Below are 21,450 nucleotides of genomic sequence, written 5' to 3' on the forward strand. Positions count from 1 at the left end.
ACATTCTCGCCAACCTGTCACAGCCCGCGACTCCTAGGTATCGAGCCGAGCATCCAGACAAAAAAACCTGTACATGAACATAAACAACTGATTTTTATGACTTTTCTAGATTGCTCGGCAGTCTATTTTCTATCTAAAGCTTGATGCCCTCAAACGCTCCGCGTTTATTCGGCGAGGGCTTGACCACACCCCTATTGCACATCCCACTCCGAATGAGATTCCATCCGCAAATCAAGGATGGAGATCTTCATGTACCTCGCTGAACTCACCATAAAAAACTTCCGCAAGCTGCGTGACACAACACTGAAATTTCAGCCCGGGTTGAACGTTCTGGTCGGGCCCAACAACGTGGGAAAAAGCGCCGTTGTCGATGCGCTGCGGACGCTTCTGGCCGGGCATGAAGAGCCGTACCCACGTCTTGATATTGCCGATCGCCACCGCCCCCTTGAGGGTGAACCAGGTGGAGACATCAGCTTCCATTTTGTTTTCAAAGATCTGAGCCACGATGACGAGGCAGACTTTATCGCGGCCCTGAAACCCTCAGATGACAACTCTATGGAAGCGCACGTCCATGTCCTCTACACCGATGCCGATCAATCTGGTCGCTTCAGGGTTAAACGATGGTGCGGAGATCACCAGGACATTGCTCTTACTTCGGACATGATGGAAAACCTGCGTGGGGTCTATCTTCAGCCTCTGCGGGATGCCGCTCAGGGACTTCGCCCCAGCCGCAACAGCCAGCTGGCTCGATTGCTCCACCTACTGACCGATGAGCAAGGCCGAGAGGCAATCAACACCGCGCTGAAAGAGCTAGATGACCAGTTGCAGCAGAATGACTCGATCAAAAGCACCCATGCCGCGATCTCAGCGCGCCACGGCGCCATGATGGGTGAGCAGTTGGCGCAAGTGCTTGCCGTGGGGCTCAGTGCAACAGATTTCCAGCGTCTTTCTGCTCGCCTTTCCATGACAGCGGAGTCAATGGAAATTGAGCAGAACGGCCTTGGTTTCAACAATCTGATTTTCATGGCCGTGGTGCTGAGCGAGCTGGCCAAAAATCCAGATGCTGCTTACCGTAGCTTGATTGTCGAGGAGCCGGAAGCGCATCTGCACCCCCAACTGCAGCGCGTGCTGTTGAGCTACCTGGCAGGCATTCCTACGAATGAAGGTGAAAAGCCTGTGCAATTGTTCGTCACCAGCCACTCGCCAAACTTCGCCAGCAATTCAAAGCTCCAGTCCCTGGTGTGCTTGGTCGAGAACGATGCAGGAGTAGAGACTTTCTTCCCTCGCGATGTCCAGTTCGAAAAGGGTAAGCGAGAGAAGCTCGAACGCTACCTGGACGTGACCCGGGCAGAGCTATTTTTCGCCCGTCGCGTCATTTTCGTCGAAGGCGCCGCCGAGCTCATGCTGGTGGACGCTCTCGCGAAACGGCTGGGTTTCGATTTGAAGGATTACGGCATCAGCCTCATCAGCGTCGAGGGTCTTAACTTCGACTCGTTCCTCCCACTGTTCGGTGAGAAAGGACTGCGTATACCTGTGTCTGTGGTCACAGATGCCGACCCGTTTGAAGAGGAAGAGATAGCTGAATTAGCGGGAGCAGAACTGACAGACCCGGAGGTCGCGGAGGAGCTACTCGCAGAGGCGGCCTATCTTGAAGAGACCGACGCACAAAACGAAGAAGAAATCGAAGAGCCTGCTGACTTGAGGGCCGGTGATGGCGACGGGAAGAAGAAAAAGGTCAAGCGCAAGGCTGTCTATCCTGGGCTAGGCGAAGCCATTCAGGTATCGAGCAACACGTTGAAGATGAAGGCGTCCGAAGACCAGTATGTAAAAGTGCACCACGGCGTTAAGACCCTTGAGTATGACCTTGCTCTGCATGAGGAAAATCGAGACGCAATGCTGAAAGCATTGGCTGAGTTTCATCCGAATATCTCAAAGGCGCTGCGTAAAATCGTAGACGCTGCACCAGACAACACTGCGAAAGCGAAGGCGCTGTTCCGCGGTATGTTCGAGCGCAAGGACAGCCGTAGCAACGTTCAGAAAGGCCGTTTCGGTCAAGCGCTCGCCGAGCAGATTTCCCTGACACCTGGGTGCAAAGTTCCTGCGTACCTTGAGCAGGCGATCAAGCATGTTTGCCAAGGAGCGGGCAAACTATGAAATTGTCCGATGAGCAAAAGGCAGTGATCCACGCGCCATTACAGGCCATGGCCGTTACCGCTTGCGCCGGTAGCGGAAAAACTGCCACGGCAATCCGCAGACTCATCGCGATTCGGGAAAAGCTCGCAGATCACCGCGGACGGGTCTTGCTGCTGTCGTTTTCCAATGTCGCTGTGAACACCTTCAACAAAGGCTACGCGCAGCTCGCTTCAGGGCTACCAGACGACGCCAATCGTAAGCGCGTAGAGGTGGACACATTGGATGGCTTCTTCACTCAGCATGTTCTACGTCCCCATGCCTTCCGATCCATGGGCGCCTCGCAAGCCGCTTATCTAGTGTCAGGATCAGAACCCTTCTTGAACAGCTTCCAGTACTGGAGGAATGAGCAGGAGAAGGAGCGCCCTATCCCGCTTAAAGATCTGCAAGTGGGCGTAGAGGCTGGAAAAGCAGTGTTTTTCATCGAAACACATGCTGGCGTCGAAAAGCTTGACCGCGGGAAGGCCAGAGCGCTTATAGAGAAGCTAGGGCGTACTGGCGCGTATACCCATGAGTTGGGGCGCTATTGGGTCTATCGAACGTTGATTCAACAACCTGCAATTCTGCGAGCGCTCGTCACTCGCTACCCCCAGATTCTGGTAGATGAATCGCAGGACCTGGGGTCGATGCATCAGGCAATCCTTGAGCAGCTGATCAATGCGGGCGCCCAGGTTTCATTGATCGGTGACGTTAACCAAGGCATCTTCGCTTTCGCCGGCGCCGATGGCATGTTTTTGAAAACCTATGCCGACCGCCCGGGAGTGCAAGACTTCAAGCTTACCCGCAACTACCGCTCCCTCCCTCCCATCATAGATATTGCCAACCGGCTTTGCGGCCGCAACGATGAGCCAGACAGGGAAGCTGACCAAGGCGGTGCGTTTTTTATTGGGTACAAGGGCACCCGAATTCCCAATCTCATAACGGCGTTCAAGGCTCGCTTCAGTGAGTTGGGCATTGAGGCTTCAGATTCAGTCATTCTAAGCAGAGGAACCGATCGAGCCGCGAAGCTTGCAGGGAAGCCAACGGCTCCAGGACAAGGTACGGTGAAGCTGTTCGCGGAGGCTTCACTTGCCCGTGACCAACAGGGTCGGTTGAGAGATGCTTTCCGCCTGGTGTGCAGCGCAGTGGTTAGCCTTATCGACGATGCTCCGCATGGCCTCAGCTCTACGCTACAGGGTTCGCCTCACGAAGAGCGGCTGCTGAGGCTCAGGCGATTATTGTGGGCATTTGTCCGAGATGCCGAGACGGGAGTTCCATCCTCTTCGCTGCAAGCTAGCACGGAGTGGCATCCGAAGCTCTTAGCTAATCTGCGCGAATTGCTCGCGAAAATTGACCAACAATTCGCGCTTAAAACGATTGCCACTTTCGGAAACGTGATGGCCAAGAAGCGCTTGAATGACAGCCCGCTCACTGGCGCCGAAGCCGATGAACAGAAGGAGCATGGCTTAAGAGTTGAAACGGTTCACCAGGTTAAAGGCGAATCCATAGGCGCCGTGCTCTACGTCGCGACCAAGGCCAACATCCGCGCAATGCTGGGCGGCACAGGGACAGAGGACGGCCGCATCGGCTATGTGGCACTGACAAGAGCGAAAAACCTTTTCTGGCTGGCCGTTCCAGACAGTTGCTTAGGCGAAGTGCGAGAGGACCTCATCAAGGCTGGCTTCACAGAGGTGCCAGCCGATAAGGCGGGTAAACACTTAAAAAACGACCCAACGGTCGAGTGAATACCCCCTTTCTCACTGTTGTCCCGCGGGCTCATCACACTCAAGCTATCAGGTGCTTTATGAAAACCACAAACGTCCGAAGATTCAGACCCGGCGACCCTTCACGACCGACGAGTGCCTTTTTGGTAAGAGATAAGGAGTAGTCGCAGCGATCCTTTAGCTCCCAGTCGGCGACCTTGGGTTCAGAATCCGACCGGCAATGCCCGCCGTCACTACTTCAGAGGAACCAGCTTCCTCTGCTGCCAAAATTGCGGGGGGGCTCATGCTGGTACCCAGGCCCGACAAATGCGCAGTTGCAGCCCTCAATTGCAAGGTTATCCAAGGCGGCACGCGTGTCAATCAAGATCTGATGCATGGCGGTGGCCGGCCTCACAGAGATGACACTGGAGATTCACCAAACCTCGTTGAAATGACTTTGGACGACGATCAAAGCTCCAATCCACCTAGGATTACCATCGCTTGGTCGAACGCCTGGACGAGCAATTCGCCGCTCTCCGTGAAGCACGTATCCCTGAGGAGATACCTGAAGCTTGGAGCGGCTATTACCCGGCAGGAAATCGACACTTCACAGGCCTTTGGCACAGTCAGCACTACTCGTCAGTGTGAGCATCCCTATGTTAAGGCGCTACTTGAAGCACCTTCGGTTGCACGCATCGCTACCCGATCAATGACTTCCTGGTCAAATTGCGACTGTTGCCTGGATCTCAGGCTTAATCGGTCCAGCGTTACCGATGGGTTGTTTCAGGCTGCTGCGCCGGGTCATCACGCCAGCTACCGCTCTGACTGCTCTACGGTCTCCTATAGGCTAAGGCCTCGGTCATCGTCACCGCTGCGCTGACACCCATCCGCTTACCAAGCTGATATCAAAGTCGTATTCTGTACGGCAATTGGCCACACTGCACTGGCCGGCTTAGGCGCAAGGGACTGATGAACAACCTAAACTTCCAAAACGAAAGCCCTTCGGATGTCGATGCGTTCAAAGGTGAGAGCCATAATCGTGTGGCCCAAGCGATGCACGACTACATCAAGAGCAAGGGCAATCACAGAGTCATTGGTCTGGACGGCGAGTTCGGGTCCGGCAAGAGCTCAATCCTTCAGATGCTTGAAAAAAAGATATCGAAGGAGACGTCAAAGACAAAACTCTGGGTATTCGACTGCGAGCAAAACTACCAAGGGTCGATCAAGAGTAACTTCATCGAGGTGCTTACGGAAAAGGTCACCGCGCTCCTCAAGGAGCTGCGTCGCGATAAAGAAATTCCCGGCGTAGAAACAAATCGAGACATCGCGCTTGGTCGACACTACAGCTATACGAAGGACACCCGCAGTCATATCAGCATCTGGGCCGTGCTACTGATCGCTAGCGGTGTTCTTACTCCGACCTTCATCCGTGATTATTTGATTAGGCTTCACAGCGAAACTCCGCTCACCACTTCGCTCCACGGTCTCTATCTCCTGGCATGCACAGCGCCCGGCTTTATCCTGCTTTTCGCATACCTAGCCAGTCGGAGAGAGAAAGATCCCAAAAAACGGTGGAATCTGACCAGTCTGCTCAAAGGCAACTCAGACGACCGCATCACTGAAACCGTTGAGGTAAGCAAGGAGGTTAGCCCTCTCGATTTAAAGCGGGCACTAGGAGGACACCTGCAAGCGGTTAAGGATCATCACATTATTATCGTGATCGATAACCTGGACAGGTTGCCACGGGACGTTCTGCGTTCTGTATGGAGCGATCTGGAAATCTTCACCTCCGTAACTGGACAGGAAAATCTCAGTGTCATCGTTCCATTCTGCTCCACGAAGGTCTCCAAGTACCTCAATGGTGACAGTGAGCAGACGTATGATTCTAAGGACTTCATCGCTAAAAAATTTCCAGTCGTGTTCAGGACACCGCCGATTATCACATCCGGCTGGAAAGATGCCTTCAGAAAGCTTTGGAGTGAGAGCTTTGGCACATCCGATCTGGCGGATGCCGATGCGTGCAGCGTGATTTTGCAGCGGCACAGCCCGATGGCTGGGGGGCTCGTGACCCCTCGCCTTCAGAAGAGATTCATTAACGACATCGCCACCACATTGTTGGTCACTGCGGACAATCCAAGCGTAGTTTGTATCGCGGCCTATCTGGCAATCTGCAAATACAATGGTGTGGCTATTGAGACCATGCTGAAGGATCCGGATGCTCCACAGGTCGAACCAGCGGTGGAAGGTGCGACAGTGGCTGAAGATGCCGTCGCTCAAACTGTGGCACTTAACATCAACAAGACTAAGCGCACGTTGAAGTTGATGCTCGGCGAAGATATGAAAACAGGTTGGCCCATCCAGATTCTACAGATCCACTTCCAGACATCTTCGGACATCGCCATCGCAGAACTAATCGATCAACCTCTTGAGGACGCTATCGACTCCCAAGACGGCAAGAAGCTTGCCACACTTATTCCATACTTCGGATTCAAGGACTCTTTCGTCCGTCGTCTGGAGAGTGCGATTTCCGCATCTAGCCTTCTTAAAACACTCTATCAAGCCTCCAAGATTGAGGGGGGCAATGTTGACGATCTACTGCCTCACGTAAGTGACAAATTTACTAGTAGCTATCAGTTGGGTTCAGAAAAGCCCGATGCCAACTACTTTGAGTCAATCAAAGGCTTGATCGCCCTTGGCTTGCGCAAAGAAATTTTCATGAGTGCGATGTCAACAGCTAAGACTGCGTTCGAAGACATGTTAGAAGAGCCATACGATCTGGACTCCGCTGAAAGATACCGAGACACCATCTCGAATTACGACAGCTATTTGGATTCAATGAGTGAATCGTTCAATCCGCTGGTTATTAGCAGCGCGGAACTACTATTCCAGATGGTAATGCCCAATCCGGCTCTCAAGAAAATTGATGCGTCTGAAATCAGTCTCAATGACCGAGGTCTTATGGATGCCGTACAGCAATTGGCATCTTCGGAACACGAGAATCTGGCCAGAGTTCCGCTCGATAACGAAGATTGGTTGCCGTGCTTCACAGCCTATTTCGGCCAAAGAAGGTTGAGCACCGTTCGGAGATCCTATTTCTTGGGCGAAGAGCAGGTCGCCGCTGTTACGAAGGCAATCGCCCTCAACCCCGCGGAGCACAGGGTGTGGTTTGCAGCAGCCCTGTTTGGAGAGCTTTCTAGCACGACTCAGCAGTTGATACTGCAGCATCTGCCAAATGTGAAATCCAACCGAATCAAGGTCTCAATTGCTGTCATTTACATGAGGCTGAAAACGGGAGTCCCTCTGAGTGAGATATCAGGAATAGAGGAAGCGTTTGAGGCCGAACACGAGTATCTTATTACACTGGTACGAACAGCGACTACTTCCGAACACCTATTCAAACTGACTCTGGAGGAGGAATCTTCACACCTTGTAGCACCAATCTTGGCTAGATTAATTAAGGAACACGCCATTGCTTTAGTATCCTCTGAATTCTTGTACGAATATTATTCGAGACTTGCTGATACTCTGAGTGAATACAGCTTAGCGGAACCCGAGCTACTGGATTGGTTCACATCGTTCGAGCTTAAGCCAGAAAGATTACCGGTGCTATCAGATATCGATATTTTGTTCTTGAACCGAATTCTTGAAGGTTCTAATACTAAGCTGCTAGAGTTGCGGGCCGCCTTACTTGACCGCAGCTTTGGCGCTAGCATTGATATTTCCGGGTGGACAAATTTTATCGAAGGTGCGAAAACCAACGAGCGGGCTGCCCTTCGGTACATGCTTGCCAATAAAATTGATTTTTCAGGTGAGGCCCTTGCACACCAAGCTGTTTCAGCTTGGCTCGCAGAAGCGGTCAAACGGATCCCGTTTACCAAACCATCCGCAGAGAACATTTCTAACTCCAAATTATTAATCGACCTCTTTGAGAGAGACACTAAGGTCATCATCGGCACGGTGCTTCGACCCTTCCTATACGATCAAAAGGTAGTTATAGAGGCAGCGCTTTTCATCCTTAGCGAATACGGCGAACTGTTGCCAAACATCACGCCCAGAACGCCCGAGGAAGAGGAACGTCTTCTACAGATACTCCTAATGATGAACAACGATACAGTAGGTACTGCAGCCGCTACGGCTTTCCTAGACTCTAGATCTGCACAGTTCGCTGAATGGAAGATTTCAAAGGAACATAAGGATACCTACTCCTCTTTGATGACAAAACTTAAGGCCAGCCTCCCAACTATCTATGCGAACCTAGCCGAGCAACACGGGTATAAGACGCGCATGAAAGAGCTGGCAAAGTCTATATTTGGAAAATAACACCAGGAAACACATGAGCATATCTGAGTGGATATCTATTTTTGCTTTGGGCATCTCTTTAACTGCGCTGTATTTCACATTTAAAAAAGATGCTCACCGCATCAGGCTAAATTTAAACAAAGGGCCATATGGAACATCGGATTTCATTTCAATAAATAACGACAGTTCGTTCCCGGTCTTCATATCATCGGTAGGGCACCTACCGCTCGACGAAGAAATTGAATGGATGCAAAAAATATGCGACAGCAAAGTCAATAAAAGCTTTGAGTTCCCAATAAAGGTTGACGCCAGATCAACATATCAAGGAGTGATTCTTGGAGGCTACCCTTCAAAATCAAAGCGCTATGCCTACTGTGTCCAACTGGATTGCGGAAGAACTTTTGTAATATCAGACACCATGCCTCGCCAAGCTTATTTGAGGTTGAAAGCACTGTCACTACTATCCTGGCTAAGTTCCGGCCGAATTGGTTTCAATAAAAATGATGCTCATATTTCAAAATATAGATAACCACGTTACCTATTTTTGAGAATGCCAAATTTGATAGTAAGGCGTATATTGCTCGTATCTCAGCCAAACCAGCAGGGACCCCTCCCTTTGAGGCCATAGGGATGTAGCCCATGGCTAGGCTTTGTTGAGGAAAAGCAGAATTACTAAGAGAAACGCCACATAAAATTCAGGAACCTAAGTCCGACAACTCAAGGCCGACATTGCCATATGTGGAAACATTCCAGATGCTGATCTCCCTTAAGAAAAATATTGCTCCCGACTCTCTGCGTGGAATCGGCGGAATCAAGCGAGGCGTAGAGGCTCATAGACTGGTGGCGGCTGGCCATCGTGCAAAACTGATTGCTGATGCCCTCGGTGGAACTGCGTACTCAATTGGCCGTATCAAATCACGCAATGCCTTCTGCATTAAAGCTTCAGATACCTACTACCTGTACGTGCACTATGCCTACCAAGGATACCGAATACTGTTTCGACGCTTCTTTAGTGTAATACCTGCTGGGTGTGATATAGACCATGTCTTCTCTAGATCACTAGCCGCAAGAATAGGCGTACCTTACCTGCTACTCGCCGCCGTACCTAAATCAGCCAATCGCTCCCATGCATCGGCAGAACGACGAGGACTGGCTCCGTACGACCGGCTGTATCTTGGTAAAACTTTTCCGCTGGATGAACGTATGTTTCACAAAGTCATGGGGCGACATGTGGGTGCACGACAGAGCCTGGAGTCTGTTCGCGCCGGGTATGTGATGGGTAGCCAACATGAGTTTGGCCTTACCCTCAAACAGCGCGGCATCTGGAATATCGCGTTTGGCATCGACATGGTACATGCTGGACTGCCAAGCACTTTAAAACTACGGCCTCTTTGACAGCTAAAATTTACAGAGTTAGTGCAATATTCCCCATGCCAGACACCGGGGTAACCGGGAGTGCGTCACCGTTTTAGCAACACACCCCGAGCACTCAATGGCGCTTGGCCCGTTTCAACCTTTCCGGCTCAGAGACCGGGACTTTCCCGTACACATAGGCCATACCGTGCGCATTAGCTGCTCGTTCAAGCGCCTTATGCTCTTGAACATATGCCTTGACTGCTGCCATGCGTTCCTCCTGCAGTGTCAGTTTTTGCTGGATTTCATGGAAGCGATTGATAACAGCCGGGATGCTCTGAAGAGGCAGCAGGCCTGCCAGCCATTGCCCGACGGCCATATGCAGAACCCTTTCAGACACAGGTTCGATAATTGTTTCGGCAGCGCACGCGCCGGCAAGATAAGCCAGCATCACGGGTAAGTTCGACGGAACTTCTCCTGATAGTTGCTTGGGGCCGCAGAGCCCGAGGGCACGCCACAAAGTGTAGGCCCCGAACCGTTCATAGTTGGAGTCATGTGCTTTCAGGGCAGCGGCAACAGCATGGATAGTGAGGTCCTGCTGGCCAGTTCCGGCCTCGTCCGAAGTATAGAGATGGGTGAACGACTGGGCCTCCATTGCCTGGGCCAGGTCATCATCCGTCTCCAGTTTCGGCAGCAGTTCTCCACGCTGCAGCTGTTCGACGACTACCTGTGCGTACTCATCCAGAGCCGTGTTGAAAAGGTAGGTTGCCCGCTCCTGTAGCTCGATTGCGTAATCGGGCAGGAAGGACCGCACTTTTTCGTGGCGCAGTAGGTCATCCGGGACAACCGATTTGGGCTGCCGGAACAGTTCGGGCAAGTCCGGTTCATCAAGCCAGCTCTCACACTCCAGATAACTGATCTCGTATGCTCGCTGGCTGGAGAGCTCGGGGTGAATGGAAATGCGCTGGCCGTTGATATCCCAGGCTTTCTCATCAACTCGCGCACCACTGTTTATCAAGAGATAGCCCGCCGACAGGCCTGGGATGCGAACCAGATGCTCTACCGGCACACGGGGCCGGTCTTGCAGCGACGCAATCCCTTTGGGCGGCTGATATCCGGCCTTGAGCGTGAACACTGGCAGCGTGCCGCGCGCCTCAAGGAACTGATAATGCTGTTGATGAATCCAGGTCAGGGGCTCATTAATCAACACACTGGCCTTTCCTTCCAGTACATCCTCATCGGTGTGCAGCAGCCCAGCGACTATCGCACCATGCACTGTGTGGCGCAGCACCCGGCCGATGTACTCGCCCTCATCCGAGAAGAGCCAGATTACCTCATGGTAGGGAATGCGTTCGCGAACAACGAAATCTTCAATTTTCATGACGCTGTAGTGCATCAGCACCTGAGGGATAAGCCCTGCGGTCCCATCAGGGTCATGCAGATCGTCTAGGGTCAGGCCAAAGGGAATGTCACGATCCGTCCGTGCAGCCTGAACTGCGCGAAATAGACTCACTGCAGTGGGCCAATGACGAACTAGCGGCCTGTGATCGTCCGAGTAACCCAAGCTGCGGTCATAACGGACCGCAATCTGGTAGGGAGCAAAAGCATCCGATTTCAAGCGTTCACGGTATGGTGTCCAGCACTGCTCGATTTCGGCATTCCTCCGCGCAGCGGCTCGCGCCAGAACCGGGTTGGCAGTCTTGTCGGCGTCTGCCAGCAAAAGCTGTGTATGCAGGTACTCAACCGTGGATTTGTAAATCGAAAGGGGTTCAAGATCCGCTCGCAGGACGTGACTGAACGCTTCCACCAAATCCAATTGCTGGCGGCCCCCGCTCTGCTTGTCGACAATACGCTGCAGGCCGCGGGCAAGGGTCAGTTGGAGTTCGTGCAGAGTGATAGTGCCTGCCTCGGGCAAGACGGGCTCCCGGACTCGAAGTTCGGCATCCACATCGTGCCGGTTGCGATAGCCCATCGCTTGGCAGATCAAGTCCGTCAATTTGTGCTTGTTCGTGCAGTGGATGTTCTCGACGCAGTCGAAAACGGCCAAGGCAATACGGGAAAGCTTGGGGAGGTCGCGCGAAGCGAGGGTAATGCGGTTCATAACGTCATTCCGAAAAATTTAGGTCGGCAGCAAGCTGCTTGTGTGCTTGAAGGAATCTGCTGGAAGACAGGTAAGCACCGACCGAATCGGAAAGGTTATGGGTATGCAGGTGAAAGTATTTGCCCCTAGATCGCAACCGATCGGGGTTAGAGCTCTTCCAGCACCCCCTGACCAGGACGTGCTCAGGATAAGCTGCAGGCGAGTGAAAAAGCAACGGGCGAAATTCGGGAGTTTGATACAACCGCTAATCATGGTTGCGTGCAAATTGCCCTGGGAAGGGGTCGCCTATTCAAGAACCAGGTTGAATGTCGGGCGAGACGGCCGGCGACCAATATGATGCAACTCAGACCGCAGCCTACTGGCCGCTTGTGGCCCTAACAGGTTGTCCCGACCGGCCTGGCTAACGAGATAACTGGGGCGTACGATCTCCTCAACGTGTCATCAAACATGCAGACCGGAGGCATTGGGTTAGCTATGCCAGGTAGATGCCAAGCGCACATTACTCCGCACCAAAAAACGGCCACAGGGCTTCAGATTGCGGATCATAGCCCGCCATACGGTTGAGGTAGAAACGGATGTTTACTCTTATACGCGGATCGCTGCAGCTACCTCAGCAAGGTATGAACCATGCATACCTTGTTGTTGACTATTGGGACGACTGGTTCAAATTCCGCACCATGTTTACGCTCCACGTGTTCGACGGAACCGGCTCCCGCCACCGGGTTGGGTCCGTTAAAATTGGCCAAGCAGGGCTTTTGCCAAGCCCAAGTGCACCAGATCTTCCAGCCGGAACACGAACCCCTGCTCTTCCAGAGAACTTCGACGAGCTGGATCCTGAGCAATTTTTCTCAGTCGGCCAGGACGAGGACTACTACGAGACACTTCGGTCACTCCCACAGGGTCTCGGCATCACTGTTTTAAAGGGCCTGTGCGACTGCGCCTATAATTTGGAAATCTTGGATCGACACCGTGCGGAAATGGTGATGTATGAATCGATCCTTCGATCAATTCATGAACCTAATGTTCGCAATCGACTGAATCGCCTGGCGCATGGAAATCCAATACTGACGCGATTCGAGTTCCAGTACACATTGCCCGTAGCCCCCGTTGAGATGGGAGGGCTCCCACCACCTCCCCCAGCCCAAATGCAGTTCCAGGTGATTCCTGAAGCCGTCCCGCCAACCAACCTCCACGTGCTTGTTGGGCGTAACGGTGTAGGTAAAACGCGGTGTATCCAAAGCATCATCAACACGCTGCTAGATCGTGATAGCGAGAGCGCACCCCGAGGCATTCTGCAACGGCTTGGAGAGAATCAAAACGACTGGACCTTCTCAGGCTTGGTCTCTGTATCCTTCAGCGCCTTCGATTCATTCGAACTTCCTTCCGCCGCCGTTCAGCGAACGCCTGCAACATTCGTAGGGCTGCGCTCTCAGCAGAAGGATGATGCAGGGAACCTCGAAGACGTTCTAAAAAGCACTGCCGAATTGGCTGGTGACTTCGTCACAAGCCTTGAACGCTGCCTCAATGAGCCCCGCCGCAGCCGCTGGCTCAATGCTGTTGCGACTCTATCCACCGATCCTTTATTTGCTGAAACCGGAGTCGAGCAACTCATTGAGGGTGGCGATGATTGGCGGGGCCGGGTGACCCGTTTCTTCGGTTTACTAAGCTCAGGCCATGCCATTGTGCTGCTGACAACTACCCGCCTGGTCGAGTTGGTCGACGAGCAAACGCTGGTGGTACTGGATGAGCCTGAAGGTCATCTGCATCCACCGTTGCTATCAGCATTTTTACGCACTGTGGCTGATCTCTTGGTAGCCAGGAATGGAGTTGCCTTGATCTCGACTCATTCACCAGTGGTCTTGCAGGAGGTCCCGCGGAGCTGCGTATGGATGCTGAGAAGGACTCGAGCACAATCGACTGTTGAACGCCCTTCGATCGAGACGTTTGGAGAGAGTGCCGGGGTGCTCACTCGTGAGGTATTCGGCTTGGAAGTCACACATTCAGGGTTCCATAAATTAGTCGCCGCCGTTGCGAGACGGCCTGGTATGACGTATGCCGGCGTCGAGCAACACTTTAATGGACAGCTAGGCGTAGAGGCCCAAGCATTAGCTAGAGGCTTGGTCCAACGTAGGACGACCCCATGAAGCGTCTTGATCTACCTCCTATTCAGGCTTCAGATACCGTCCTGACTTGTGCTTCTGGCATCACCATTGTGGACCGCGCCCAGGCACTAGTGGACGCATTGCCTACCATTCAGCAGAGCGAAGCCGAATACTTAGAGCTTGGACCAACCGGCCAGCTCTATCGCATCGCACCGAGCGATTCCGTAACTCCAGCGATTAACGCCAATCTGATGGGCATAATCTATAAATCACATTTTGCCCGGCAAGGTTCGCCCTCACGCCCGCTCTATGATCAGATCAAAATGGCACCAGAGTTTGGAGCTTGTCCGCTCTGTGGGCAGAGGATCGTCGCGACGATTGATCATTACTTGCCTCAGACCCGCTTCCCGACGCTGAACCTGACCCCTGTGAATCTCATTCCTGCCTGCTCAGACTGCAACAAGAGAAAGCTCGCAAGTGCCCCGACTAATGCCGAAAGTCAGACGCTTCATCCCTACTTTGATAACCTTAGTGACGAGCGTTGGTTGGTTGCAGAAATTCAACCTTCGGCGCCACCTACGGTATCCTTCACCATCCGCCCCGCGGGGGCATGGGATGCAGTGCTGACGGCACGAGTGCGTAATCACTTTCAAGTGATGGGCTTGGAGGAGCTATATGTCGCACAAGCTGCGAGCGAATTAGCTGACATCTCTTACGCACTTGAGGAAATAGGCGCCGCAGGAGGAGCGGAAGGTATCCGCGCGCACCTGAGCGGGCAGTTCAGATCACGTCATGCCCGTGATCCAAACTCTTGGAAAACGGCGCTATACGAGGGGCTACGAGATTCCGACTGGTTTTGCGCGGAAGGCTATAGCCAGATACGAAATAGACCTCAGGTAAACGCACCTGGTGAGGCTCTACATGCGGTATGACGATGGTGCTTGGCGAATCAAGATATGGGTACGGCACCCCCTCGGTGACTGGTCGATCCAGGAGCATGTATGAATCGACCCTGGTTTCGTAGACACCTCGAACGACTGCTCTGGGTCGAAAGCGGTGATCTACGACCGGCAGCTATCGAGCCAGAGCAGGCATTCGCGACGGCCAGTTGCTGGCCGTGTAAACCACTTTTTTTACCTGTAAACCACACAGGTTTACAGGTAAAAAAAGTGGTTTACATACTCCATCCTCCAGGCACTTTTCAGCTGGGTTTTTTAGGCTTACCCGAGTTCATCTCCTCCACATACTTCGCGAATGCCATCTGAGTTTCACCAGGGGTGGCCTTGGGTAAAGGCTTGCGTCGCGGGGGTTTGGCGTGGGGGCTCCGGCTTGCTGATTCGATATGCTTTATCGCTTTGCGCTCCTGCTCAGTCATGGAGGAGTCGATCGCCAGTGCAGTGACGCGTTCGTCTCTCTCCTGCCTGGCGAACTGCACAATGTTGGATGTGCGAGCAGCCGGCCCTTCTAGAGGACAATAGAGGTCCATCCGTTTCGTCCCTCTAGGGCCTTCCACCGCTATCCGGTACAACTCCTCTACATCTCTCCTGCTGCTGGAGTATTCCGTAGACCGGTAGGCCTGGCTTAGATCACTTAGCACGATGTGGCTTCTGCGGGCCTTGCGACACTCAATGTAGGCAAGGCTTAGCAGGTGCACGGCCAATCGCTTCAGTCCAAAGGTCAAGCGGTAGAGCTCCGCAGCGAATTCCCCCTCATTTGCTCGTATCTGGCCGCTGCTTATCCTGACGCACTCAGCGATGTATGCCTTCCAGTCAGGGCCGGCCGGATCGTCCGGCTGCATGACTCTGGGTTGGATCAACAATCGCTGAGTGTCCTCCTGATTTCGTCCCATGAGCTTATGCAACAGGCTGTAATTGGCGAGGTAGATCATCGGCAGACCTATCCGAGCCAGGGTCAGAAGTATGTCAGTCACCACGGCAGTGCCTTGGCCTTTGACGATATGCTGAGTCTCGTCCAGCAGCAGAAGTGATACGCCATGCCTGTGGACGATGCACCGGCATAAATTCAACAGCCGGGAAGCGTTGGTTTTCTGTTCACTAGGGTCGAAATTCAACAAGAAATCAGCGAGCAGTTGCCTTCCGCGGGCTTTGTCGCGGGCACTTGCGTACCAATAGGAGACTAGCGGTACTTTGTCCTGAAAATGGGTGCTTTCGAACTCAGCATTCGACGGAAGCAAACGCATCAGCGCCGCAATGGTCTGGGATTTTCCTACCCCGGCCAGGCCACTTAAGCAGATGGGTGCGACCTCGACATCAGGCGGGTTGTAGATTTTCGATTGGTAGTCGCGCTCACTCGTAAACACGCTTCGGCTGAACAGATCCGCTCGCCCGACCATTTCCTGGATGAAGGTCAGCGAAAACTGATTGGGCAGATAGATCTGTTTCAGCCTGTCCAATATCACCTCACCCGCGATCATTGGATTCAATTGGCTGAGGTCGCCCAAGGGTTCAGGTTGAAGGGTCACACGCTTGCGGATTTGCTCGATCTCGAAGCATCCGTCAAACCGTGAGTCGATCGCGGCATTCATTGCGATTTCCCTCTAAAACGAGCAACGTCTGCACTGTCGCGCTTGGCTGCTGCATTCTTGGGCGCCCCACCAGGCTTCCGTACACCCCCACCCCATGTTTCCCCGGTGGCCTGCTCGTAACGATTTCGGTAGAACCATTGTGTCGCTGGAATTTCCTCTTCCAGATCGGCCTCGCTGTCGCGCCGCATTTGACCAAGCTCGCACAATTCTCGAAGGGTCAAATCGATTGTTCCCTCTGTCGTCTTCACAGAGCGCATCACATCCAGCTCATAGAGAACACCCTCGACCTCGATCCAGATGTGCCTTACACACATTGTCAGCACGTAGGCAGTGGTCTGAATCACACCGTGCCTAGCAGCGCGATCAAAGACCCCGGTTGCAATCAAAGCTTCCGATCGGTATTTCCGTTTGTGCAGGTAAACGGCATCCCGGGTGATGCTGACCGGCGTGGGGGTCAAAAATGTTCTGACTGCGGTATCGAACTCCATGGAAATGGACGAGTTACGTCCTCGGGCATCCCAGTAATCCCAGATGCCTTGTGGTGTTGGCCTTACGCCCGCCAAGACCATGTCGTCATTAAGTCGACTTGTGGCATCCGACGAAGCGTTATCCATAACGACCCTCCAGAGCTCCCTACGCGCCAGCGAAATGAAATTCTTATCGCTGAGGAAATGGCTTGGCTGGGCTGTTGGATGTCTATCCCGTGGATGAGAGGATTCAACCGTGGCTTTGGATTGGCCTGAGAAGGTAGGCGTCAGTTCGAACGCTCCAAGCCAGTTGATCTCTGGTAAGCAGTCGAAGGTCGCTCCTGGGCCTCTGTCAAAGATGATATCACCCGAAAGCCCCTCACAAGCCCATTCTTCGGGATCCAAGACAAATCCGAAAAGCTCGAAGAATTTGACTTTGTTGATTGCCATGCAGAAAAGTGCCATACGATAAGCTTCCATGGTTTCGCCAGCTTCGGAAAAACCGATTGCCGTGACTGCCCCTGAGAGTTCGCATGTACCGCGTATAACGCAATAACCCTTCTGTGCAGTTCCTTCAATTAACCCCGCTGGATTTTCAGAGATGTAATAGCCATCAAATTCAACGACTTGATTTATGTTGGTCAATAGTTCGGAAAATTCTCCTTCGGAGCCAGAAAATTTTCTACTATCATGACGTCCCTTGAGCGCCAATGACAGCTCACGCTGGGGAACTCGTTTTTTTATCGCGTACCAAAATTGCCGTTTCGTGGGGAAAGGTTTACCCTCAGGATGGATAAATTTATGCCCTTGGCGTTTTTTTGGGACAGATATGCAGCCGAAAAAATTTGTAAGTACTTCGCTGTAAATCTGACCCTGAGTTTTTTCCTTGGATCTCTCACAAAGGAAGCCCTCAAGTATTTTGTCTCGCATCGTACGGTCAGCATGAAATCCCCACTTTTTGCCTTTACGCGAAGGCCTCCCTAGCTTCTGTTTGCAGGCATGATCCTCACGACTCCACCGGCCGGCCGCGTGTAATGGCGGCAGCAGGGCCCATTTGTTTCTCCCGAAGACAATGTAGGTTAAGAACCAAAGCCACAGCCGGGTAGGGTTTTGCGGTGGTGATTGATCTTGCGCATGTGCGGTAATCTCTCGGGAAGGTTTGTCGGCAGACAGTATCTTGTTGGCACGCTCGACTAGACCGGCGATTGCTAAGTACCTACGATTGACTTTCTGGTCATAACTCTCTTTAGCTGATTTCCGATTTTCTTCAAGATGCTGAATTGACACACCTTGGATATTGGCGAGCCAGGGAGGAAACTTATCCGGAGCTTCTTCTATCAACAGGCCATTCTCAAGCGCCTCCTCAAACTCGATTCGACCGAAGGTAATAAGCTGTGCCTTCAGACTATTTTTAGCCTTACTGAAGAAGACCAGCCGCACCCGATTGTTGGCTCCATCACTGAGCAAAAAATGATACACCTCACCTTTTTGCAGTGACTTATAGCCTTCGGGCGCAACAATGCGCGATCCCATCATCATGAGGAATACTCCTCAAAGAGCGAGGCATACACCGCCAAAACATCAGGCCCGTCTTTTTGAAGTGGCTGATCAATCAAAATCGGATCGAGTAGGCTCACCGGAAGGTGGCGATACCAAATGTCCTGGTAGATCTGACAGATGAACTGATCACGTGCGCCCCAATGATCTGCATATTGGATAGCAATCAACGCCGGTGGCACGCCTTCATCGACAGCTTCTTTGACCGCGCAGCTAAAATCCTCCAGCAAGCTGGGTTCGAGCCTCAGGGGAAGACCATGCATGGGGAATAGTAGCCCCAGGTTTTGAACGAGCGTGGATTGGAGCAGGTCCAGGGATACCTGAACGGTTCTGATGCCGGCACTGGCATAGTAGGCTTCCTCAAGCGTTGCTCGAAGCTTAGCTTTCGTTCTGTCCTTCTTCTGCTGCTTCGGAGTTTTGGCTTGGCCGCTCCTGCGTTCGCTAAAGGCATCTTTCCTATCCTTGACCGACCAATTCAGTGCATAAGGTCCATTTTTTCCATGCAGGTAGAGCAGTAGGTCTCCCTGGTAGGGAAAAGGCATCCGCTCTCGTTGCCCATCGGAACCTTGTACTACGATCTCGAAGTGCTGGAAGCCAATCTCTTGCGCAATGTCGGTTGTTCCCCGTACTGGGTGAGGGAAAACGCCATGCATCAGAGGATGCCCAAACAGCGGATGCGAGCTGTTGATTGGCCATAGCATCTTCTGCTCATGCAAATCAAACAGATCAGGATGATAGAGAGCCAACTGAGTGAATACACGCTCTGGACGCGAGAGTGTGTGGATAGTACGGCCCAGCAAGCGACTGTTTAGCCGACTGGGTCTGGAGGTCTTCGGTGCCTCACCTGGAACCGCCATGATCGAGGGGACGTATTGGTCCCCCCATTTGAACCCGGCTTGGCGTTCCATTATCAGTGCGAAGCGTTGTTGGGGAGTCATCTCTATTGTCCATTGCCACCGGTTTTGCCGATGCGCCTGGGCTGGGGATAACAGGCAAGCCATCGGCAAAACCCTTGTACTACGGGCTCAGGCCCCTTCACGGCGCTGTGGATAACGCCAACCTTCTTGTGGACGAACGAAGTCGTGCGGGGCTTGACGCCCCACATGCGCGAGATAGACAATGGAAGGGTCAGGGTCTCTTTCTGACTTATCCACAGGGGGCCTGAGCTGTCACTCGGGCTCCCTGTTCTATCTGACTTTTCTAGCGCTGCTGCGAGTTATGTCATTTGAAAATCCTTGATCAGGTGGCGTAGTGGCCTTACGGCTACTTGCTCGGGAATAGTTATGATGTCAGAGGTGTCTGGCTAGACGCTGGGTTGAACTCGTTTCGCTTTAATCTTAAATTTTATCGCTCAGTTTTAATTTCTGACAACAGATTAGCGCACGCTATTTTTTGGCCGAAACCTAATAATTAAACTCTGGTTTAACAAAATAGGTTTTTTCCCTATTTCTATCTAACCAATTCTTGGCACTATTTCTAACGGGAATTTTCAAGGCGCGCGCTCTGCGTTTATTCTGTACCCGGACCTCGGTCTGAGCTTTGGAAAATGCTTCCGCTCCGCAATGCCCCTACTGACTTTGCCCGCGCCCCTATCACCAGATGGGCCGAGGACGAGACTTTCTATAGCCTCTGCAGCCGTCAGCACGTTGTACTGAGCAGTCCAACCCCGTCGTCTACATCCACCTGGCTTTTCGGCTCGCCAACAGCGTCAACCGCTCACGATCTTCCCTTCAACTTGGCTGCGCTAAACGGTGCAGCTGCAGCAAGCTGGGGAAGTCCTCGATCGATTATTTTTGAGCACACGATCCTGCCATTTTTCCTGCCCTTCCAATCGGCTCATCACGAAGTGGAAGCGATGCAGGTAATGGAGGGCACAACCCTGGGTTCGCTGAAGTACAAGTTAGGCCTCCTTACCGGCCGATTCGGCGCCGAGCATCCGCTGAAGGCATGCTCGCAGTGCATGGAGACAGACCTAGCCACCCAAGGATTCACCTACTGGCATCTCTCCCATCAGTACCCAGGCGTTCTGGTATGTCCTACGCATCGGGAGATGTTGAGAGAAAGTTGCTACAACCGGCAGTGGTCTGGGCGCTTCCACTGGGTATTGCCACGTGAAAGCACGCTTGAGCCGACAAAGGTCCCCGCTCCCGAACCATTGCAAAAGGCATTGGAGCAGGTCGCAACGGCGGTCTTGGATCTGGCAGTCTGCGGGCGTTGCCGGCGATTTCGACCAGACCTGGTGAGAACACTTTACAAGACAGCCTTGGCTTCTGGGATCGAGTTCACAATGGACGCCTTCGCTCATCACTGCGCCTCGCTCCAACAGTTTCCAATCTTCGCTTCGTTACCGACGAGGCCTCAGCAAGTGCAGACCTTCTGGGCGCAGCTCGTCCGCGACCGGCAGGGCCACAGTCATCCGCTCAGGCACCTAGTCGCGATCACCTGGCTATTTGGATCGGTGAGCAGTTTTGTCGAGGCGTATGATCGCGCTGTTGGACGGCTGGAGGCCCAGGAGAGGCCGGCGGACCACGAGGAAGCTGATTACCAATGCTGCAAATCTCTCAGCACAGATCTTCCCAACGAAACGCCGCAGACGCGCAGACCGAAGGTGCTTAAGCAACCCATTCGCAACGACATCTTGGACCGCCTGTGCCGCGGGGAGCCCAAGAACGAGATCTGCGCAAGATTCGGAATCACGGTATCGACGGTAAACAAGCTGCTTCGTTCAGAGCCAGAAGTGAAGAGGTCTTGGATAGAGCAGTCTCTGACGACCAACGTGGAGAAGCATCGATCCCTATGGGTCGCCGCAACAGCCACCCAACAAAACCGTACTCCACACGACATCCGAGCCCTTGCCACGGACATCTACGCTTGGCTCTACCGGAATGATCGTGAGTGGCTGCTTTCACGAACACGAGAGCTGCCCTCAGGACGGCTGGGTAACCATTCTCGGGTGGACTGGGCGAAACGTGACGAAGACCTGCTCATCCTGGTTCGTAGCACCTTCAGCGAACTGGGTAGAGCTTGCAGAGATGGCGAGGTCAGCCGTCGAGCGCTTTTTCTCGCCTGTCCTACGCTGGCCGGAGCACTTGAAAAGTACGGCCGCTACCCACGCACACGAGCATTTGTGAAATCGATAGTCCTTACCTAGCCG

At 53.0% G+C, this 21,450-nt stretch carries 12 protein-coding genes; 8 read left to right on the plus strand and 4 right to left on the minus strand.

The features are described 5' to 3' along the window. Positions 1-249: 249 nt before the first annotated feature. The 5 genes from ACIPZ5_RS05535 to ACIPZ5_RS05555 all read left to right on the plus strand — a co-directional run bounded on the left by ACIPZ5_RS05535 (position 250) and on the right by ACIPZ5_RS05555 (position 9,566). Entirely contained in the window at positions 250-2,154 is a 1,905-nt protein-coding gene (locus ACIPZ5_RS05535) for an ATP-dependent nuclease (protein ID WP_400807143.1), read from the plus strand. Continuing rightward, positions 2,151-3,914 carry a UvrD-helicase domain-containing protein gene (locus ACIPZ5_RS05540; RefSeq protein WP_400807145.1) on the plus strand — a complete coding sequence of 588 codons (1,764 nt, stop codon included), beginning with the start codon at positions 2,151-2,153 and terminating at the stop codon, positions 3,912-3,914. Before ACIPZ5_RS05535 ends, ACIPZ5_RS05540 begins: the two co-directional genes overlap by 4 nt. 927 nt (positions 3,915-4,841) lie before the next feature. Next, entirely contained in the window at positions 4,842-8,192 is a 3,351-nt protein-coding gene (locus tag ACIPZ5_RS05545) for a P-loop NTPase fold protein (RefSeq protein WP_400807148.1), read from the plus strand. Positions 8,193-8,205: 13 nt separating this feature from the next. After that, positions 8,206-8,700, plus strand: coding sequence for a hypothetical protein (locus ACIPZ5_RS05550; protein ID WP_400807149.1), 495 nt, complete (start codon positions 8,206-8,208; stop codon positions 8,698-8,700). A 224-nt stretch (positions 8,701-8,924) separates the two neighbouring features. Then, positions 8,925-9,566, plus strand: a complete 642-nt coding sequence (locus ACIPZ5_RS05555; RefSeq protein ID WP_400807152.1) for a hypothetical protein — start codon at positions 8,925-8,927, stop codon at positions 9,564-9,566. A gap of 94 nt (positions 9,567-9,660) precedes the next feature. On the opposite strand, the gene ACIPZ5_RS05560 is transcribed toward ACIPZ5_RS05555, so the two are convergent. Further along, on the minus strand, positions 9,661-11,625 hold the full coding sequence (locus ACIPZ5_RS05560) for a hypothetical protein (protein ID WP_400807153.1): 1,965 nt from the start codon (positions 11,623-11,625) through the stop codon (positions 9,661-9,663). A gap of 575 nt (positions 11,626-12,200) precedes the next feature. On the opposite strand from ACIPZ5_RS05560, the gene ACIPZ5_RS05565 reads away from it, so the two are divergent. Both ACIPZ5_RS05565 and ACIPZ5_RS05570 read left to right on the plus strand, forming a co-directional pair. Further along, complete coding sequence (locus ACIPZ5_RS05565) at positions 12,201-13,769, plus strand: AAA family ATPase (RefSeq protein ID WP_400807155.1); 1,569 nt, start codon at positions 12,201-12,203, stop codon at positions 13,767-13,769. Continuing rightward, positions 13,766-14,659, plus strand: coding sequence for an HNH endonuclease (locus ACIPZ5_RS05570; protein ID WP_400807158.1), 894 nt, complete (start codon positions 13,766-13,768; stop codon positions 14,657-14,659). Before ACIPZ5_RS05565 ends, ACIPZ5_RS05570 begins: the two co-directional genes overlap by 4 nt. Positions 14,660-14,928: 269 nt before the next feature. Here the strand turns inward: ACIPZ5_RS05570 and ACIPZ5_RS05575 are convergent, their stop codons facing one another. Genes ACIPZ5_RS05575 through ACIPZ5_RS05585 form a run of 3 tightly spaced genes read right to left on the minus strand, consistent with a single transcriptional unit; the run spans position 14,929 to position 19,234 of the window. Further along, the gene (locus ACIPZ5_RS05575; RefSeq protein WP_400807159.1) at positions 14,929-16,272 is read right to left on the minus strand and encodes an AAA family ATPase; all 1,344 of its coding nucleotides are present in this window, start codon (positions 16,270-16,272) and stop codon (positions 14,929-14,931) included. Further along, complete coding sequence (locus tag ACIPZ5_RS05580; RefSeq protein WP_400807161.1) at positions 16,269-18,278, minus strand: transposase; 2,010 nt, start codon at positions 18,276-18,278, stop codon at positions 16,269-16,271. The genes ACIPZ5_RS05575 and ACIPZ5_RS05580 overlap by 4 nt, the downstream gene beginning before the upstream one ends. Continuing rightward, positions 18,275-19,234 carry a hypothetical protein gene (locus tag ACIPZ5_RS05585; protein WP_400807163.1) on the minus strand — a complete coding sequence of 320 codons (960 nt, stop codon included), beginning with the start codon at positions 19,232-19,234 and terminating at the stop codon, positions 18,275-18,277. Before ACIPZ5_RS05585 ends, ACIPZ5_RS05580 begins: the two co-directional genes overlap by 4 nt. A gap of 608 nt (positions 19,235-19,842) precedes the next feature. Here ACIPZ5_RS05585 and ACIPZ5_RS05590 point away from each other — a divergent pair. Then, complete coding sequence (locus ACIPZ5_RS05590) at positions 19,843-21,447, plus strand: TnsD family Tn7-like transposition protein (RefSeq protein ID WP_400807165.1); 1,605 nt, start codon at positions 19,843-19,845, stop codon at positions 21,445-21,447. Positions 21,448-21,450 lie beyond the last annotated feature (3 nt).

The sequence above is a fragment of the Pseudomonas sp. NPDC089428 genome, assembly GCF_044749325.1.
GTDB lineage: Bacteria > Pseudomonadota > Gammaproteobacteria > Pseudomonadales > Pseudomonadaceae > Aquipseudomonas.